This is a genomic window from Mycobacterium sp. Root135 (assembly GCF_001426545.1).
Classification (GTDB): domain Bacteria; phylum Actinomycetota; class Actinomycetes; order Mycobacteriales; family Mycobacteriaceae; genus Mycobacterium.
In genome coordinates this window covers 245,048-261,985 of sequence record NZ_LMEZ01000006.1, presented here as the reverse complement: position 1 = coordinate 261,985, position 16,938 = coordinate 245,048, and the positions used below count along the sequence as shown (strand labels likewise).

At 65.9% G+C, this 16,938-nt stretch carries 14 protein-coding genes and 1 tRNA gene; 6 read left to right on the top strand and 9 right to left on the bottom strand.

The genetic code is table 11. From position 1 onward, the window contains the following. Positions 1-16: 16 nt before the first annotated feature. The 6 genes from kasB to aceE form a co-directional block, all read right to left on the bottom strand. Positions 17-1,279: a 3-oxoacyl-ACP synthase KasB gene (gene kasB / locus ASD37_RS17910; RefSeq protein WP_056554117.1), complete on the bottom strand. Its 1,263-nt coding sequence runs from the start codon at positions 1,277-1,279 to the stop codon at positions 17-19. A gap of 21 nt (positions 1,280-1,300) precedes the next feature. Further along, positions 1,301-2,551, bottom strand: coding sequence for a 3-oxoacyl-ACP synthase KasA (gene kasA / locus ASD37_RS17905; RefSeq protein WP_056554113.1), 1,251 nt, complete (start codon positions 2,549-2,551; stop codon positions 1,301-1,303). After that, a complete protein-coding gene (acpM, locus tag ASD37_RS17900) occupies positions 2,548-2,841 on the bottom strand; it encodes a meromycolate extension acyl carrier protein AcpM (RefSeq protein ID WP_056554110.1) in 294 nt (97 codons plus the stop codon). Before acpM ends, kasA begins: the two co-directional genes overlap by 4 nt. A gap of 73 nt (positions 2,842-2,914) precedes the next feature. Further along, positions 2,915-3,823, bottom strand: coding sequence for an ACP S-malonyltransferase (locus ASD37_RS17895; protein WP_200959939.1), 909 nt, complete (start codon positions 3,821-3,823; stop codon positions 2,915-2,917). Positions 3,824-3,965: 142 nt separating this feature from the next. Further along, complete coding sequence (locus tag ASD37_RS17890; protein WP_056554104.1) at positions 3,966-5,252, bottom strand: CdaR family transcriptional regulator; 1,287 nt, start codon at positions 5,250-5,252, stop codon at positions 3,966-3,968. 132 nt (positions 5,253-5,384) lie between these two features. After that, positions 5,385-8,177 (bottom strand): pyruvate dehydrogenase (acetyl-transferring), homodimeric type, encoded by a 2,793-nt coding sequence (gene aceE, locus ASD37_RS17885; RefSeq protein WP_056555379.1) that lies wholly within the window; start codon positions 8,175-8,177, stop codon positions 5,385-5,387. A 172-nt stretch (positions 8,178-8,349) separates the two neighbouring features. Between aceE and ASD37_RS17880 the strand changes: the two genes are divergently transcribed. The 4 genes from ASD37_RS17880 (at position 8,350) to ASD37_RS17865 (ending at position 9,992) form a co-directional block, all read left to right on the top strand. Further along, positions 8,350-8,901 (top strand): hypothetical protein, encoded by a 552-nt coding sequence (locus ASD37_RS17880; RefSeq protein WP_370073065.1) that lies wholly within the window; start codon positions 8,350-8,352, stop codon positions 8,899-8,901. A 56-nt stretch (positions 8,902-8,957) separates the two neighbouring features. Beyond that, on the top strand, positions 8,958-9,407 hold the full coding sequence (locus ASD37_RS17875; protein WP_056554101.1) for a DUF3052 domain-containing protein: 450 nt from the start codon (positions 8,958-8,960) through the stop codon (positions 9,405-9,407). A gap of 5 nt (positions 9,408-9,412) precedes the next feature. After that, positions 9,413-9,871 (top strand): peroxiredoxin, encoded by a 459-nt coding sequence (locus tag ASD37_RS17870; protein ID WP_056554098.1) that lies wholly within the window; start codon positions 9,413-9,415, stop codon positions 9,869-9,871. A gap of 46 nt (positions 9,872-9,917) precedes the next feature. After that, a tRNA-Val gene (locus ASD37_RS17865) sits at positions 9,918-9,992 on the top strand. A 26-nt stretch (positions 9,993-10,018) separates the two neighbouring features. On the opposite strand, the gene ASD37_RS17860 is transcribed toward ASD37_RS17865, so the two are convergent. Together ASD37_RS17860 and ASD37_RS17855 are read right to left on the bottom strand one after the other, a co-directional pair. Then, positions 10,019-11,359 (bottom strand): helix-turn-helix domain-containing protein, encoded by a 1,341-nt coding sequence (locus ASD37_RS17860; protein WP_056554095.1) that lies wholly within the window; start codon positions 11,357-11,359, stop codon positions 10,019-10,021. 22 nt (positions 11,360-11,381) lie between these two features. Continuing rightward, a complete protein-coding gene (locus ASD37_RS17855) occupies positions 11,382-12,764 on the bottom strand; it encodes an APC family permease (protein ID WP_056554093.1) in 1,383 nt (460 codons plus the stop codon). 124 nt (positions 12,765-12,888) lie between these two features. On the opposite strand from ASD37_RS17855, the gene ASD37_RS17850 reads away from it, so the two are divergent. After that, a complete protein-coding gene (locus ASD37_RS17850; RefSeq protein WP_056554090.1) occupies positions 12,889-14,568 on the top strand; it encodes an amidohydrolase in 1,680 nt (559 codons plus the stop codon). Positions 14,569-14,666: 98 nt separating this feature from the next. Next, a complete protein-coding gene (locus ASD37_RS17845; protein WP_056554087.1) occupies positions 14,667-16,031 on the top strand; it encodes an MFS transporter in 1,365 nt (454 codons plus the stop codon). On the opposite strand, the gene ASD37_RS17840 is transcribed toward ASD37_RS17845, so the two are convergent. Next, the gene (locus tag ASD37_RS17840) at positions 16,028-16,894 is read right to left on the bottom strand and encodes a TIGR03620 family F420-dependent LLM class oxidoreductase (RefSeq protein WP_056555373.1); all 867 of its coding nucleotides are present in this window, start codon (positions 16,892-16,894) and stop codon (positions 16,028-16,030) included. The genes ASD37_RS17845 and ASD37_RS17840 overlap by 4 nt on opposite strands. Between the last annotated feature and the right edge of the window lie 44 nt (positions 16,895-16,938).

The window sequence follows — 16,938 nt, the reverse complement described above, 5'->3', positions numbered from 1 at the left end:
TCTAATCTCCTGTATCTCAGTACTTCCCGAAGGCGATCGCGACGTTGTGTCCGCCGAATCCGAATGAGTTGTTGATTGCGTACTCGTAATTGCCGCGGCGTGGTTCGCCTGCGACCACGTCGAGATCGATCTCTGGATCGAGGTTGTCCAGGTTGAGCGTTGGCGGGACGACGCCGTCCCGCAGTGTCAGCACCGTGAGGATCGACTCCACCGCGCCGGTGGCGCCGACGGAGTGGCCAAGCGCCGACTTCGGTGCGTAGACCGCAGGCCGGTTGCTGCCCAGTGCGTTGTTGATGGCCTTGCCCTCGGCGACGTCGCCGACCTGCGTGCCGGTCGCATGGGCGTTGACGTGGTCGATGTCGTCGGGTTGGAGGCCGGCGAGCTGGATGGCTCGCGTGATGGCCTGTCCGGCGCGGTCGCCGGTCGGGTCGGGGGCGACGATGTGGTAGCCGTCGGAGGTGATCCCGGCGCCCATCAGCCGCGCAATGATGTTGGCGCCGCGCGCCTTTGCGTGCTCCTCGGTCTCGATGACCATCAAGCCGGCGCCCTCGCCGAAGACGAAGCCGTTGCGATTCTGGTCGAACGGCTTGCAGGCTCCGGCGGGGTCGTCGTTGGTGGTGGACAACACGATTCGCATCTGGGCGAACCCGGCGATCGGAACCGCTTCGATCCTGGTTTCGACACCGCCGCAGATGGCGATGTCGGCCTCACCGAGGACGATGCTGCGCCACGCGTTGGCGATGCCCTCACTGCCGGAGGCGCACGCCGACACCGGAGTGATGACGCCTGCCTTGGCGTGCCGGTCGAGGGCGACCGCGGCGGCGGGGGAGTTGACCACGTACTTCTGTACGGCCAACGGGGAGACGGCAGAGATGCCGTTCTCCTGCATGCCGTCGTAGGCGTAGAGCAGCTCCTCGGTGCTGCCCATGCCGGTCCCGATCGAGACCATCAGACGCCTGGTGTCGACGTCGGGCGAGCCCGCGTTTTCCCAGGCGCGCCGTCCCACGACGGTCGCCATCTTTTGGAGATAGGAGAGTCGACCGAGTTCGTCTGGCGTCAGCTCACTCTCGAAGTCCTCGAGCAAGTGACCACCGATGCGAACCGGAAGGTCGTACAGGTCGACGAAGTAGTCGTCGAGTGTGCGAATGCCACTTTCGCCGTCCTGCAGACGCTTCCACGTGCCCTCGGTGTCGGTCGCCAATGCGGTCGTCATCGCACATCCGGTGACGACCACATTGGGGAGACCGCTCCCCGTGGCTAGACGGGTCAACTCTGCCAATCCTCTCCGTGCCCAGGGCGCTTAGTAGCGCCCAAAGGCCAGGGCGACATTGTGTCCACCAAACCCGAACGAGTTGTTGATGGCGTACTGGTAGTCACCGTATCGAGGCTCACCCGCGACGACATCGAGATCGATCTCGGGGTCGGGCGTCTCGTAGTTGAGCGTCGGCGGGATGACGCCGTCGCGCAACGCCAGCACCGTCAGGATCGACTCCAGGGCGCCGACGGCACCGATGGAGTGGCCCAGTGCCGACTTCGGGGCGTACACCGCGGCGTGCTCCACACCGGCGGACCGGATGGCGTTTGCCTCGGCGACGTCGCCGATCGAGGTGGACGTCGCGTGCGCGTTGACGTGGTTGATGTCCTTGGGGGACAAGCCCGCCGTCTCGATCGCCCGCTTCATCGCGTGGCCGGCCCGGAGGCCGTCCGGTGCAGGAGCCACCATGTGGAAGGCGTCCGACGAGATGCCGGCACCCATCAGTCGGGCCAGCGGCTTGGCGCCGCGGGCCAGGGCGTGTTCCTCGGTCTCGATGATCATCATCGCGCCCGCCTCGCCGAAGACGAAGCCGTCGCGATTCTTGTCGAACGGTCGAGACGCAGCCTCGGGGTCGTCGTTCCTGGTCGACATCGCCCGCATCATCGAGAACGCCGCGATCGGCAGCGCCTCGATCATGCCTTCGACGCCACCGCAGACGGCGAAGTCCGCGTCACCCATCACGATCTGGCGCCATGCGTGAGCGATGGCCTCCGAACCGGACGAACATGCCGAGACAGGCGTGATGACGCCGGCGCGGGCACCGAGTTCGAGGCCCACCACTGCGGCAGCACCGTTGGGCATGACCATCTGGACGGCGAGGGGGGACACCTTGCGGGGGCCACCCTCGTTCATCGCGTCGTACATTTCGACGATCTTCTCGCCGCCACCGAGGCCCGTGCCGATCACGACCGAGAAACGGTCGGGATCGACCTCGGGCCTACCGGCGTTCTCCCACAGTTGATTGCCGACGTACTTGGACATCCGCTGGACATACGACATGCGTCGGTGTTCCAGACGGGACATCAGGGGGTCGAGGGGCTCCGCGAGGTGCCCGCCGATCTTGACCTGGAGATCCCACTTGCCGACGAAGTCGTCGTCAAGCACGCGGATGCCGCTCTCGCCCGCCAGCAGACCCTTCCACGTGCTCTCGATGTCCGGAGCGAGCGCAGTGGTCGCCGTGACGGCGGTCACGACGACGCTAGGGAAGGACCCGTTAGCAGTGGAAGGGCGGGTCACGAAGTGAACTTGTCGCGCAGTGCGGCGGCAGCCTCGGGGTTCTCTTCCTCGAGCTTCTGGATGTAGGCGACGACGTCACCGACGGTGCGCAGACCGGCGAGGTCCTCGTCCGGGATCTTCACGCCGTACTTGTCTTCGGTCTGAACGGCGATCTCGACCATCGACAGCGAGTCGATGTCCAGGTCGTCGACGAAGGACTTCTCGGGGGTGACCTCAGACGGCTCGATGCCGGTGACCTCTTCGATGATCTCTGCGAGACCCGAGATGATTTCCTGCTGGCTGGCGCCCACTATGGCTCCTTCTATTCTGTGTTTCTCGGTGCGCCGGCACCCCCTGCTGGAGTGCCGACATGAGTTTTCTGGCTTAAAGCTCGGAGAGCCCGTCCAGGTCTGCGGGTGTCTTGACGGCGTACGTCGGTACTCCCCGAAGTTCTCGTTTGGCGATGCCCACCAGCGTTCCCGCGGGCGGGAACTCGATGATCGCGGTGACCTCGCGCTGGCGCATGGTCTCGGTGCACAGGTCCCAGCGCACCGGCTGCGTGAGCTGGGCGACCAGCTTGGCGACGGCGTCGGCTGCCGAGGCGACGGGCTGGCCGTCGGCGTTGGACAGCAGGCTGGTGGTGGGCGCACTGGCGGTGACGGCGTCGGCCGCTGCGGAGTAGCCGTCGAGTGCCGATGCCATGAAGTGCGTGTGGAACGCGCCCGCCGTGGCGAGCTTGCGCACCCGGGCCTTGGCCGGGGGATCCTCGACCAGCTTGTCGAGGGCGGAGATGGCGCCTGCGGCGACGATCTGCCCTGCGGCGTTGCGGTTGGCGGGCACCAGGTCGAGTGCCTCGAGGCGAGCGAGCACCTCGGCTTCGTCACCTCCGAGCACCGCGGCCATGCCGGTCGGCTCGACCGCGCAGGCCTTCGCCATCTCGGAGCCGCGGGTGGCGGCCAGGCTGACGGCGTCGTCGGCGGAGAGCACCCCGGCGATCGCGTAGGCCGCGATCTCGCCGACCGAGTGGCCCGCGACGACGGTGTCGGCTCCGGCCAGCAGGCCGCGCTTGGTCATCTCGAGGTGTGCGAGCAGGGTGGCGGCGACGACGAGGGGTTGCGTGACCGACGTGTCGGTGATCTCCTCGGCCGTTGCCGTCGTGCCGAGCCGGGCCAGGTCGAGCTTGATCGAATCGGACCACGCTGCGATGCGTTCGTCCGCGCCGGGCAGCTCCAACCACGGCGAGAGCATGCCGGGAGTCTGCGATCCCTGTCCGGGAGCGAGCAGCGCAAGCACGGGTGTTTGGGGCACGGATTAAGAAAACACTGTGAAACCGGTTTTGTGCGGTGTAAGAGATTATGAACCTGGTCTTATGTTTTTGTGGGGAACCTACAAAACTGCATGTGATGGGACTGCAACGAGATCGGATTGCGACCAATCATCCGAGAAACGAAGCGACATCACGGTCGCGTCGGGCTGTTACCTGGGCCACCGGAGCGTTTGTCGTGCTGGCGTGCGTCGTCTGTCGACCGAGCCTGCCGACCGTCGACGCCACCCTGAGAACGTAGGCGTCGCGAGGCAGTGTGGGATCGCGCCCGGTGAAGTCCGCGATGCGTTTGAGACGGTAGCGGACGGTGTTTGGATGAACGAACAATATGCGCGCACAGGCTTCGATTGCGCCCCCGGAATCGAGGTAGGCGTCGAGGGTCTCCATGAGTGCCGGACCGGCTTCGGCGAGCGGCCGCATCACGTCGGAATCGAGCGCGGCGATCGCCGACGGGTCACCGAGCAAGGCCCGCTCCGGCAACAGCTCGCGGGCCGAGACCGGTCGAGGCGCCCCGGTCCAACCGGCGACGGCGTTCATGCCTGCGATGGCCTCCGCGGCGCTGTAGTGAGCCGCCACCAGCGACGCCGCGAACGGGCCGATGACCACCGGTGCGTCGGCGAACACCTCGAGTAATTCACCGAGGAACTTGTCGGTCGGGGTCAGATGACCCGAGACGATCGCCACCAGCCAGGTGCCGTGCACGTCCGACAGCGCCGCCCGTCCGTTGCGGGTGACGATCGCGTGGACGTCCTCGCTGGCGAACTCGGCGCGGCCGGGTTGGGGAAATCCGACGAGTACCGTCGCCGGTGCCGTGGCGTCCCAGTTCAGGGCCGCGGCTTGGGACTGGAGCTGCGGGCCGATGTCGCCGCGGACCACCGCGTCGACGACGTTGGCCTCCATCCGGGTGTCCCACGCGCCTCGAGCCTCGGCGGCGTCGGCGTACCCGGATGCCGCGGCGAACGCCAGGTTGCGGCTGTAGCGCAGGATCCCGATGGTCAGCGCCGTCGTCTGCTCTTCGTTGCGCGCCAGCATGGGCACGGCGTCCTCGAAGTGCTCCATCGTGACCCGCACCATGTCGACGGTCTGCCGCAGGGCGATGCGACGTGTCAGCTCCTGGGGAACCAGCGCGAACGCCTCGGCGGTGTAGCCGACGTCGCCGCGCGGGTTGCGCATCCACTCGGCGAAGTTGACCAGCGCCGTCTGCACGACCAGCTGGACGCTGGCGCGTTGAGATGCCTCCAGGTCGGCGAAGAACGGCAGTCGGTCGCCCATCACGTGGACGGCCTCGGTGGCAAGGCGACCGGAGTACTGCTTCACGCGACGGACGAGCGATTCGGGTACCGATTCCAGCACTTCGAGTGAAGACGCCGGGGCTTCGTCGGCCTGTTTGTCGGTCACTTCTAAAACATACGCCCGATTACTGGTGGAAACCTCTAAAACGTCGCACCAGTTTCTCTGTCGAGTGTGCGGTGAGATCGCGATTTCGCGTCCGCACGCGATCTCACCGCACACTCGATGGGTTGGAGCGGGCTAGGCGCCCGGCCCGGGATCCGACGTCTGCACCGGAGCCGCCATCACGTCGTCGATCTGGTACTGCTTGGCGGCGGCGATCGCCACCGACGGGTCGATCTCGCCGTCCCGCGCGAGGGCCTCCAGCACCGCCACCACGACCGACTCGGCGTCGGTGTTGAAGTACCGGCGCGCGGCAGGCCGGGTGTCGGAGAAGCCGAAACCGTCGGTGCCGAGCGTGACGTAGGTGTTGGGCACCCACGGCCGAATCTGCTCGGGAACCGCCCGCATCCAGTCCGACACCGCGACGACGGGGCCCGCAGTGGACTCCAGCACCTTGGTGATGTACGGGACCGGGGCCTTGCGGTCCGGGTGGCGGAGCAGTTCCTTCTCCACGGCGATTCCGTCCCGGTTGAGCTCACCCCAACTGGTCACCGACCACACGTCGGCCGCGACGTCCCAGTCGGCCGCGAGCAGATCGGCGGCCCGAAGTGCCTCGGGCATCGCGACGCCGGAGGTCAGGATCTGCGCGACGTTACTGCGCTTCTCCTTCGCCGCCCGATACCGGTAGATGCCCTTGAGCAGGCCTGAAGGATCGAAGTTCTCGGGCTCGGCCGGCTGGACGTACGGCTCGTTGTAGATGGTGATGTAGAAGAAGACGTTCTCGGCGTCCTCGCCGTACATCCGGGCCAGGCCGCTCTCCACGATGTAGGCGATCTCGTAGGCGAACGCCGGGTCGTAGGCCACCACGGCGGGATTGGTGGCCGCCAGCAGCATCGAATGCCCATCCGCGTGCTGCAGACCCTCACCGGTCAGCGTCGTACGCCCCGCGGTGGCGCCGAGGACGAAACCGCGAGCCATCTGGTCGGTCGCCGCCCACAGCCCGTCGCCGGTGCGTTGGAAGCCGAACATCGAATAGAAGATGTACAGCGGAATCATCGGCTCGTTGTGCGTCGAGTACGACGTGCCCACCGCGGTGAACGATGCCGTCGACCCCGCCTCGTTGATGCCCTCGTGCAGAATCTGGCCGAGGTCGCTTTCCTTGTAGGCCAGCATCAATTCGGCGTCGACCGAGGTGTACAGCTGGCCGTTGCGGTTGTAGATCTTGAGGCTCGGGAACCACGAGTCCATGCCGAACGTGCGGGCCTCGTCGGGGATGATCGGCACGATGCGCTTGCCAATCTCCTTGTCCCGCAACAACTCCTTGAACGTGCGGACGATCGCCATGGTGGTGGCGACGGACTGCGTGCCCGACCCCTTCTTGAGCGACTTGTAGACGTCGCGGCTTGGCAACGGCAACGCCTTGGCCTTGTTGCGCCGAGCGGGCACGAAGCCGCCGAGGGTCCTGCGCCGATCCAGCAGGTAGCGGATCTCGGGGGCGTCGGGCCCGGGGTGGTAGTACGGCGGCAGGTACGGGTTTTCCTCGAGCTGGGCGTCCGTGATCGGAATGCGCTGAGCCTCGCGGAAGTCCTTGAGATCCTGCAGGGCCAGCTTCTTCATCTGGTGGGTCGCGTTGCGGCCCTCGAAGTGCTTGCCAAGCGTGTAGCCCTTGATGGTGTGGGCCAGGATGACCGTCGGCTGACCCTTGTGCTCCATCGCGGCCCGGTAGGCGGCGTAGACCTTGCGGTAGTCGTGTCCACCGCGCTTGAGGTTCCAGATCTCGCCGTCGGTCATGGGTTCGACCAGTGCCTTGGTGCGCGGGTCACGGCCGAAGAAGTGGTCGCGGACGTAGGCGCCGTCGTTGGCCTTGTACGTCTGGAAATCACCGTCGGGCGTCGTGTTCATCAGGTTGACCAGGGCGCCGTCCTTGTCGGCGTGCAGCAGGGCGTCCCATTCGCGGCCCCACACCACCTTGATGACGTTCCAGCCCGCACCGCGGAAGAACGACTCCAGCTCCTGGATGATCTTGCCGTTGCCGCGCACCGGTCCGTCGAGGCGCTGCAGGTTGCAGTTGATGACGAACGTCAGGTTGTCGAGACCCTCGTTGGTCGCCACCTGGAGCAGGCCCCGGCTCTCCGGCTCGTCCATCTCGCCGTCGCCGAGGAACGCCCACACGTGCTGATCGGAGGTGTCCTTGATGCCGCGGTCGTTCAGATAGTGGTTGAACCGCGCCTGGTAGATGGCATTCATCGGGCCGATGCCCATCGACACCGTCGGGAACTCCCAGAAGTCGGGCATCAACCGCGGGTGCGGGTAGGACGGGATGCCGCCACCGGGATGAGAGTGCTCCTGGCGGAACCCGTCGAGCTTGTCCGCGGTTAGCCGGCCCTCGAGGAACGCGCGCGCGTAGATGCCGGGCGACGCGTGGCCCTGAATGAACACCTGGTCGCCGCCGCCGGGATGGGACTTGCCGCGGAAGAAGTGGTTGAAGCCGACCTCGTACAGCGCCGCAGACGAGGCGTAGGTCGAAATGTGGCCGCCCACACCGACTCCGGGGCGCTGCGCGCGGTGCACCATGATCGCGGCGTTCCACCGGATCCAGGCGCGATACCGCCGCTCGACGTCCTCGTCACCGGGGAACCACGGCTCCAACTCGGTCGGGATCGTGTTGACGTAATCCGTCGACGTGAGCGCCGGAATGGCGACCCGCTGTTCGCCAGAACGCTCCAACAGGCGCAACATCAGGTACCGCGCGCGGGCCGGTCCGGACCGCTCGAGCAGAGCGTCGAAGGACTCCAGCCACTCGCTGGTTTCTTCCGGATCGATGTCGGGCAGGTACGAGGCAACGCCCTCGCGAATGACGCGGACCCGGTCGGGTTCGCTTGCGGTGCCAGAGTTTTGGGCCAGGTCCTGGCGCGCGAACTCGGTGGTCAACTGCAACTCCTCGGTAGACGTGATCGGGGGCTCGTGGCCCCTTCACACGTGATTTTCGTCGTGATCCATAGCGACGTGTCCATCGTGCCCCTATCGTGCCGTAGATGCTCGGGCGGGGTGGGGCCTACTGGGAACCGACGAGCAATCGGGCAAACCGGTACGGTCTGAAGGCGTGACGACATGGGGGCGAGCCGGGCGGCTGCGTGCCGTCGGCCTCGTCGCCGGGGTCATGGCCGGGCTCGCGATGATCGTCGTCGGATGCACGTCCATCACCCAGGGAACCGCCACCTACGACGCCGCCGAAGCCCCCGAGTACCGCGCGTCCGTCCAGTCCTCGATCGCCGTGTCGGAATCCGAGCGGCAGGTCGCGGTGACCAAGGCTGCGGTGCACACGTCCTGCGACGCCTTCGGCTCGAGCAGTGTGGCCGCCGTCGACGCCGTCAACGACTACGTCGACGCCTTCAACAACGACGCGCCGGACGCACCGGGCAAGGTCGGACCGGCCGTCGACGCCCTCAACCGCAGCGCTGACCAGGTCACGGGCAGTCTGTCCGGGCCGCTGGCGCCGGAGCTGACCGACGCGCTGAACGGCTGGGCGGACTCCTCGCGGAAGATGGCAGGGGTGCTGGCAGGCAACCCAGGACCCGACGAATTCAACGTCGCAATCCGTGAACTCAACGATTCGAAGACCGCCGCGGGGACCGCCTGTGAGGCCGCATATTGATAATTCGGTGTGCCAGGCGTCGAGCGAATGCCCACGGCGTGCGACGATAGGAAAAGATGACACGCTGGCTGAAGGAGGAACAGGTGGTTGCGGCGGACTCGCCGAACTACGCCCGAAAGCTGGGCATCGAGAAGAATCAACTCGTCCAAGAGCTTGGTTGGGACGAGGACACCGACGACGACATCCGGTTCGACATCGAAGACGCATCTGGTGCCGAACTGCTGGATGAGGACGCCGAAGACGTCATCGACGTGGTGCTGCTGTGGTGGCGCAACGACGACGGCGATCTCGTCGACCGACTGATGGACGCCATCACGCCCCTCGCCGAAGACGGCGTGGTGTGGGTGGTGACGCCCAAGACCGGACACCCAGGACACGTCAAGCCGTCCGACATCGCCGAATCCGCGCCGACGGCCGGTCTCATGCAGACCTCGTCGGCCAACCTCGGAGACTGGATCGCCAGCAGGCTGGTCCAGCCGAAGTCGGGTCCCACGGGGCGGCGCTGACGACCGTGCTGGACGTGGGCGCCCAGGCGCCTGACTTCACGCTGAAGGACCAGGACGGTCGACCCGTGACGTTGCGGCAGCACCGTGACGTCACGGACGTGCTCCTGGTGTTCTTTCCGCTTGCCTTCACCGGCATCTGCCAGCGCGAGCTCGACGACATCCAGACCCACCTGGCCGACCATGACGGCACCCAGGCCCTCGCGGTTTCGGTGGGGCCGCCGCCCACCCACAAGGTGTGGGCGAAGCAGAGCGGCTTCACGTTCCCGTTGCTGTCGGACTTCTGGCCGCACGGGCAGGTCGCCCAGGCCTACGGGGTGTTCAACGACGACGCCGGATTCGCGAACCGGGGCACCTTCGCCGTCGACCGGGCAGGCATCGTCCGGTACGCCGCGATGGTGGGGCCGGGGGAGACGCGCGACCACTCCGTCTGGGCCGAAGCCTTGGCGGCGGTACGAGGCGGCTGACGGGATTTCCCGTCGTGGCGCTCGGCCGTGTAGCTTGTCCGAGCACGGGCGTGTAGCTCAGTGGTAGAGCTCTGGTTTTACACACCAGCGGTCGTGGGTTCGATCCCCTCCGCGCCCACCAAGGTCTCAGCAGGTCACGGACGGGGTTCACCCCATCAGCACCGGTTGGATGTCCAGCCCGTGTCGGATGTGGGCGTCGTCGACCAAGTCGTCGACCGTCTGTCTGGCGTGTACCCCGCTGTAGACCAGCCACATCGGAAAAGCGTCCAGGTTCAGATCGCGCAGCTGTCGAACCAGTGCATCCAGGAGCGCGGCAGTCGCATCCCTTCCGACGTACTCGACGACGATGCACGGCGTCACTCCCGCGTCGGAGAAGGACGCCAGACGTCTGCCGATGACCCCCTCCTCCAGTTCGGTGCGCCCGATTCGCATGGGGAGGAGATGTGGACGACGGCGGACGTCCACCGTGGGCGTTTCAGAGGCGTAGCGGCGGTCGGTCTGGAACTTGAGGACCTTCTCGAAGAGGTCGGCTCGTGAACCGACGTTCTTGACCAGGAGGGGGGTGAGGGACAACCGGGGCGTGTCCGTAGGAGACGCCACTCGACGCCGATGTTCGCGGATGAGGCTCGAGGTGACCTCGGCCGAGACCGGGGCGATCTCGTCGTCACGGTGGACGGCTGGACGATTGGCGGCACGATAGTCGGCAGGAGTCTGTGTGAACCAGTCGGCGAAACAGCGGGTGAAGTACTTGACGTCGGAGAATCCGCACCGCGCCGATATGTCACGCATCGTGTATTCGGTTGTGAGCAGCAGCCTCTCGGCGAGCATGACACGGGCGGCGTTCACGGCGTTGGTGAAACCAATTGCGGCGGTGTCCTTCACGAAGTGCGATACGTAGGACTTGGAGTAGTGGTGTTCTCGCGCCACTTCGTCGAGCAGATCCCGGCTGTCGAGGTGGGTCTGGACGTAGGCCATGATGCTCAGGAATCGTTGACGCGCAGCGGAGGTGAGCGGCCGGTCCCGCTGGTAGTAGTCGGCGAGGGAGTACCCGGCGCACAGCGCCTGGACCAGGTCTGCGGCCGACTTGTCCGCGTCCGGGTAATCGGCGGCCTCGATCGTGTCGAGCAGCAGGCCTCTCAGCAGCGCTTCCTGTCGTCGGTACCTCGGCAGGTCGAAGGACTCGCAGGCGAACATCATGTTGGCGACGAAGGGGTCGACGTCCCGAAATGCCTCGAGGTCGACGTGCAGCACCGCGGTCGCGTTGTCCGGTGACCCGACGTGGACGTGGGGGTCGGCCCGATTCAGGACGGCGTAGTCACCGGCGTCGAGGTCGAAGGTCTCACTGCTGACCCGGGTCTTCAGGCTGCCGCGCAGGACGTAGACGATCTCGAGCGCGTTCGGGTGGGCGTGGAGGTTGGTGTGTCCGATGGCGACGACTGCTGCGCTGACCCGGGTTCCGGGCGCGAAGCCGATGGGTACGTCGAGCACCCGACCACGGTAGTCCCGCGTGTCAGGTCACCGCTGGTTGACGCGATTCGTCGACGGCGCCGCCGTCGTCCTCGGACATGTCGATGTCCTTGGGTGGACTGCGGAAGCCCTTGGTGGTGACGCCGAGGTAGACGACACCGGCGGCGAGCCAGACGAGCCCGAGGATCTTGGCGTGAACGTCGACGTTGTAGAGCAGTGTCGCGCAGACTGCCATCCCGATGCCGGGAAGCAGCAGGTACCGCAGGAGGTCAGTGCCGGTGCGCCGGCGTCCGCGGATGACGAAGTGACTGATGACTGCGTAGTTGACCATGATGAAGCCACTGAGCGCTCCGAACGCCACCAGTGCGGCTGCGCCAATCAGGTTGTCGGCGTAGAACACTGCGGTTAGGGCGATGGCCGACATCAGCAGGATGTTGTTGACCGGTGTTTGAAGGCGTTCGTTGAGCGTTCCGAAGAAGCGCCGGGGCAGCACGCCGTCTCGGCCCATGCCGAAGAGGATGCGAGACGCCGCGGCCAGGCCGGCGATGGCGCAGATCATGCTCGCCAAGTTGTCGGTGATCAGGAACGCCGTCGACAGGGTGTCTCCACCAACGCGGACGAGCAACTCGAAGATGCCGGCGTCGGGATCTTCGAGCTCGGTGGCGGCGCCCGGCCACGCGATCTGCAGGAAGTAGGAGATGACGGAGAAGCCGATGCCGGCGGCGATCGGGACGATCAACACCGCTCTTGGCATCGTGCGAGCCGGGTCGACGGTTTCCTCGGCCATCGTCGACACCGCGTCGAATCCGAGGAAGGACGCGGCCAGGATGGACGCAGCCCACAACACGTCGGGGCCGTTGAAGGTGTCCGGATTGAAGAGCGCGGCGGAATCGACCAGCGTGCCACTGCCGTTGCCCTGCAGGACGAACGCGACGACGATACCGATGAGGACCAGGGCGAACAGGATCTGCGCGGCGACGATCACGGTGTTCACCCCGGCGGCCAATTTGACGCCGACGATGTTGGTGACGGCTCCGATGCTCGTGGCCAGCACCACCCACACCCAGACCGGTACGGCGGTGACGAACTCGTTCATGTAGATGCCGATGAGCAGATAACACACCATCGGCAGCAGCATGTAGTCGAGCAGCATCACCCAGCCGGTGAGGAAGCCGAGGTGCGGGTGCACGGCCTTGCGCACATAGGTGTAGGCCGAACCGGCAACCGGGAATGCCCGCACCATCTGCGCGTAGCTGTAGGCGGTGAAGAACATGGCCACGGTGGTGGCGATGTAGGCCAGCGTCATCATGCCGCCCGTGAGGGTGGTGACGACGCCGTAGTAGTTGAACACCACCGTCGGCGCCAGGTAGGCCAGGCCGAACACCACCAAGTTGCGCAGGTTCAGCACGCGCTTGAGGTCAGTCATTCGGCAAATGTAGAGAGGATGGAGCCGTCGGGGGGAGTGCCAAGCCGCATCACAGCCGAATCGTCCTGCGGACTCAGCATGATCGTCATGTCGCGCCACACGGGCGGACCCATAGGTTCCATTCATGGGAATGGTGCTGACCAACGCGAAGGTGTACACCGCCGACCACGACACGCCGGTGGCCGACACCGTGGTGATCGAAGACGGGTTGATCACCTACGTCGGTGACGCAGACTCGTGGGTCGACGAAAGACGTTTGCCCGTCTACGATCTCGGCGGCCGGTGTGCCGTGCCCGGGTTCGTGGACTCGCACACCCACCCGAGTATGGTCTCGCAGAGTTTCTGGCACGTGCGCCTGCCGTGGACCACCGACGTCGACGAAATCCTGCGCTTCATCCGCGAGTACGCCGAGGCGCATCCGCCGGAGGAGGTGCCGTTCCTGTACTTCGAGTACTACCCCAGTGCCACCTTCCGTGACGGTGCGCCCACCAAGGAACTGCTGGACACCGCGGTCTCGGACCGGCCGTGCCTCTGTCAGGACTTCAGCGAGCACGAGCACTGGGTCAACAGCAGGATGCTCGAACTGATGGAGATCACCAGGGACACACCGGATCCCGTACCGGGACTCGAGATGTTCGTCCGCGACGAGAACGGTGATCCCACGGGCCTTCTGCGCGAACTCGTACACCTGCACTTCATGGACGGGCTCTACGAGAAGATCGGGTGGACGCCGCCACAGGAGCTCACGGCAGAGCGGGTCGGCAGGTTCTTCCGGTTCATGACCGAGCACGGGGTGACGGCCGTGTTCGAAGCGCTGGTCGAAGACGACGAGATCCTGAAGGCGGTCGTCGAGCTGGATCGGCGCAATGAGCTCAACGTGTATTACGAAGGCGCGCTGCGCTTTCGTGGGTTGGAGGATCTTCCCGACACGATTCGGCGGCTGAAGCGCTACCACGCGGAGTATTCGAGCGCCCGTGTCGGCATGAACACGCTCAAACTGTTCCTCGACGGCACCAACGAAAGCGGTAACAGCGCCGTCCTGGCGCCGACCTGCAGCCACGCGTCGGAAACTCACCACGGGGACATTGGTCTGGACGTCGACGAACTCACCAGCTGTTTCCTGCTGTGCAACCGCGAGGGTGTGGACGTCCACATCCACCTGGTCGGTGACCGAGCCTTTCGGGTGGCTTGTGACGCGGTGGAGGCGGCCCGCGCGACGCTCCTCGCCGACGGTGCCCGATGGACTGTTCAGGTGACGTTGGCGCACTGTGAACTCGTCGATCCCGGTGACATGCACCGTCCCGGCGAACTCGGGATCATGGTGAACTGGACGGCGCACTGGGCCGGGGGATACTTCGGGGAGGGCGCGAAGAAGCATCTTGGTGACGAGCGGTGGAACCGCATGTACCGCTTCAACGAAATGGCCCGCGGTGGCGCCAATGTCGCATTCTCGAGTGACGTCGTGACCGCCTACGAGCTGCACAGGGGCAATCCGCTGCTGGGCATGCAGGTTGCCGCGACGAGGATCGACCCCGAGTATCCCCTCGACCCCGCGGTGTATCCGGGCAGCGTGCGGCCCACGGCGGATGCCGCACTGTCGCGTGAGCTCCTGCTGGACGGCTACACGATCAACGGAGCGAGGCAGATGCGGTTGTCGGATCGGATGGGCTCCTTGACGGTCGGCAAGGTCGCCAACGTGACGGTGCTGAGTCACGACCTCTTCGACGTCCCGGCCGGTTCGCTCGGCGAGATCAAGGTCGACGCCGTGCTCTTCGAGGGGAATGTCGTCGCCGGTTCGCTGTGAACGTCGCGACCGCCGTCCGTGGAGGTGGTCATTCGCACTCGACGCAACGCTCGGCCTGACGATCCACCACGCGACCGCCAGTGCAAGGATGTCCAGCGATGAACACTCCCGAACCCAACCTCGTCGCAGGTGTGCCCCGGGGGCGCATCGTCGTCGCGTCGATGGTCGGCACCACCATCGAGTTCTACGACTTCTACGCCTACGCCACCGCGGCCGTCACCGTCTTCCCGCACCTGTTCTTCCCCAAGGGCGATCCGACGACCGCACTGCTGGCGTCGCTGGCGACCTTCGGCTTGGCGTTCGTCGCCCGTCCGCTCGGGTCGATTCTGTTCGGACACTTCGGTGATCGGATCGGTCGCAAGACCACGCTGGTGGCGTCGTTGCTCGTCATGGGCATCGCGACGTTCCTCATCGGTGTCTTGCCGACCTACCACCAGGTCGGTCTGCTCGCTCCCGCGCTGCTCGCGGTGATGCGCTTCAGCCAGGGCCTGGCGCTCGGTGGGGAGTGGAGCGGCGCGGCGCTGCTCGCGACCGAGACGGCGAAACCCGGCAAGAGAGCCTGGGCGGCGATGTGGCCGCAGCTCGGCGCCCCGTTCGGCTTCCTGCTCGCCAACGGCGTGTTCCTCATCCTGGTGCTGTGGCTCGGGTTCGACACCGCCAATCCCGATCTCGACGGTGCGTTCCTCACCTGGGGTTGGCGAATCCCCTTCCTGCTCTCTGCGGTGATGGTGGCCATTGGGTTGTACGTCCGGCTGCGGCTGACGGAAACCCCGGTGTTCTCCCGTGCCGTCGAACGTGGCGAGAGGCTTCGCGCACCGGTGGCCGAGGTCTTCCGAAAGCACTGGCGCCAGTTGATCATCGGCACCTTCGTCATGCTGGCCACCTACACCTTGTTCTACGTCGTCACCACTTGGGCGCTGAGTTTCGGCACGGGCAAGAAGGCCGCCCATGGCGGTGGGCTGGGCATCCCGTACCTCGAATTCCTCCAGCTGCAGTTGATCTCGGTGCTGTTCTTCGCCGCGATGCTGCCCGTCACCGGCCTGCTGGCCGACCGATTCGGCCGCAGGGTGACACTGTTGGTGATCACCGTCGGGATCATGATCTTCGGCACGACCTTCGGACTACTGCTGAGCCCCGGCTCGGCGACGACGACGTCCACGCTGGTGTTCCTGATCATCGGCATGACGTTGATGGGACTGACGTTCGGACCGATGAGTGCCGTTCTGCCAGAACTGTTCCCGACGAACGTCCGATACACCGGATCCGGCGTCGCCTACAACGCCGCGAGCATTCTCGGCGCCGCGATCGCTCCCTTCGTCGCGACGTGGCTGGCGACCACCTACGGGGTGGCATGGGTGGGGGTGTACCTGCTCTCGGCAGCTGCGCTCACCGGCATTGCGCTGCTGGTGATGCGCGAGACGCGGGACACTTCGCTCGACGAGGTCGGGCAGACGGTGGCTTAGCCAGCCCGTTTAGACGGAGGTCGGTGGGTGGCGAGGGCACGAAATGCGGGCATGGGAGTGGCGTCGTGCTCACCGGTCAGGACGTGGATCCCAACGTGGTCCGCACCGGCGGTCACGTGTTCGTCGAGGCGCCGGTAGATCGCTTCTGGGGAGCCGTGGACGACGAGGGCATCGATGAGGCGGTCACTGCCGGCACCGGACACGTCGTCCTTGGTGAACCCGTGGCGCTGCAAGTTGTCGGTGTAGTTCCGCAGGCCTAGATAGGGGTGTTGCACCGCCGGACGGCCGATGCTGCGCGCCTGCTCGGCGTCGTCGGTCATGACCACCTTCTGCTCCGGTGCGAGGAATGCCTGGGCCCCCAGGATGTTTCGTGCGTGTTTTGTGTGTGCCGGCACGGTGAGATACGGGTGGGCGCCAAGGGTGCGGCGTCCGGCGAGGTCGAGTGTCCGTGTGCCGAGCGCGCCGATCACCACGGCGTCGGCGGGGACCCGCTCGTGCAGGAGCACGTCGACGTAGTCGGTCATCCGCTGCAGTGGTGCTTGGTAAGAAGGTCGCTTCTCGGGGTGTCCCAGCCCGACGCCCAGCAACAGGCGGGGACCGTGTCGGTCGACGATGCGGTGGTAGTGGCGAGCAAGGCTGTCTGCGTCGTCGTTCCACATGTTCACGATGGCGGTCGCGATCACCGCGGTGCGGGTCGCGGCGAGCATCTCCTGCAGGAGGCGCATGTCGCCGACCGGTTCGGCTCCGATGCCGACCCACACCGTGCGAAAACCGAGGTCTTCGAGTTCGGCGGCGTATGCGATCCGTGACCGTCCCAAGCCCGGGTGCAGCCATGCCCCGTAGGCGCCAAAACGCTCGTTCATGCACATTCCTTTGGTTGCAGAGAACTCAGTCGTCGTCCGTCGGC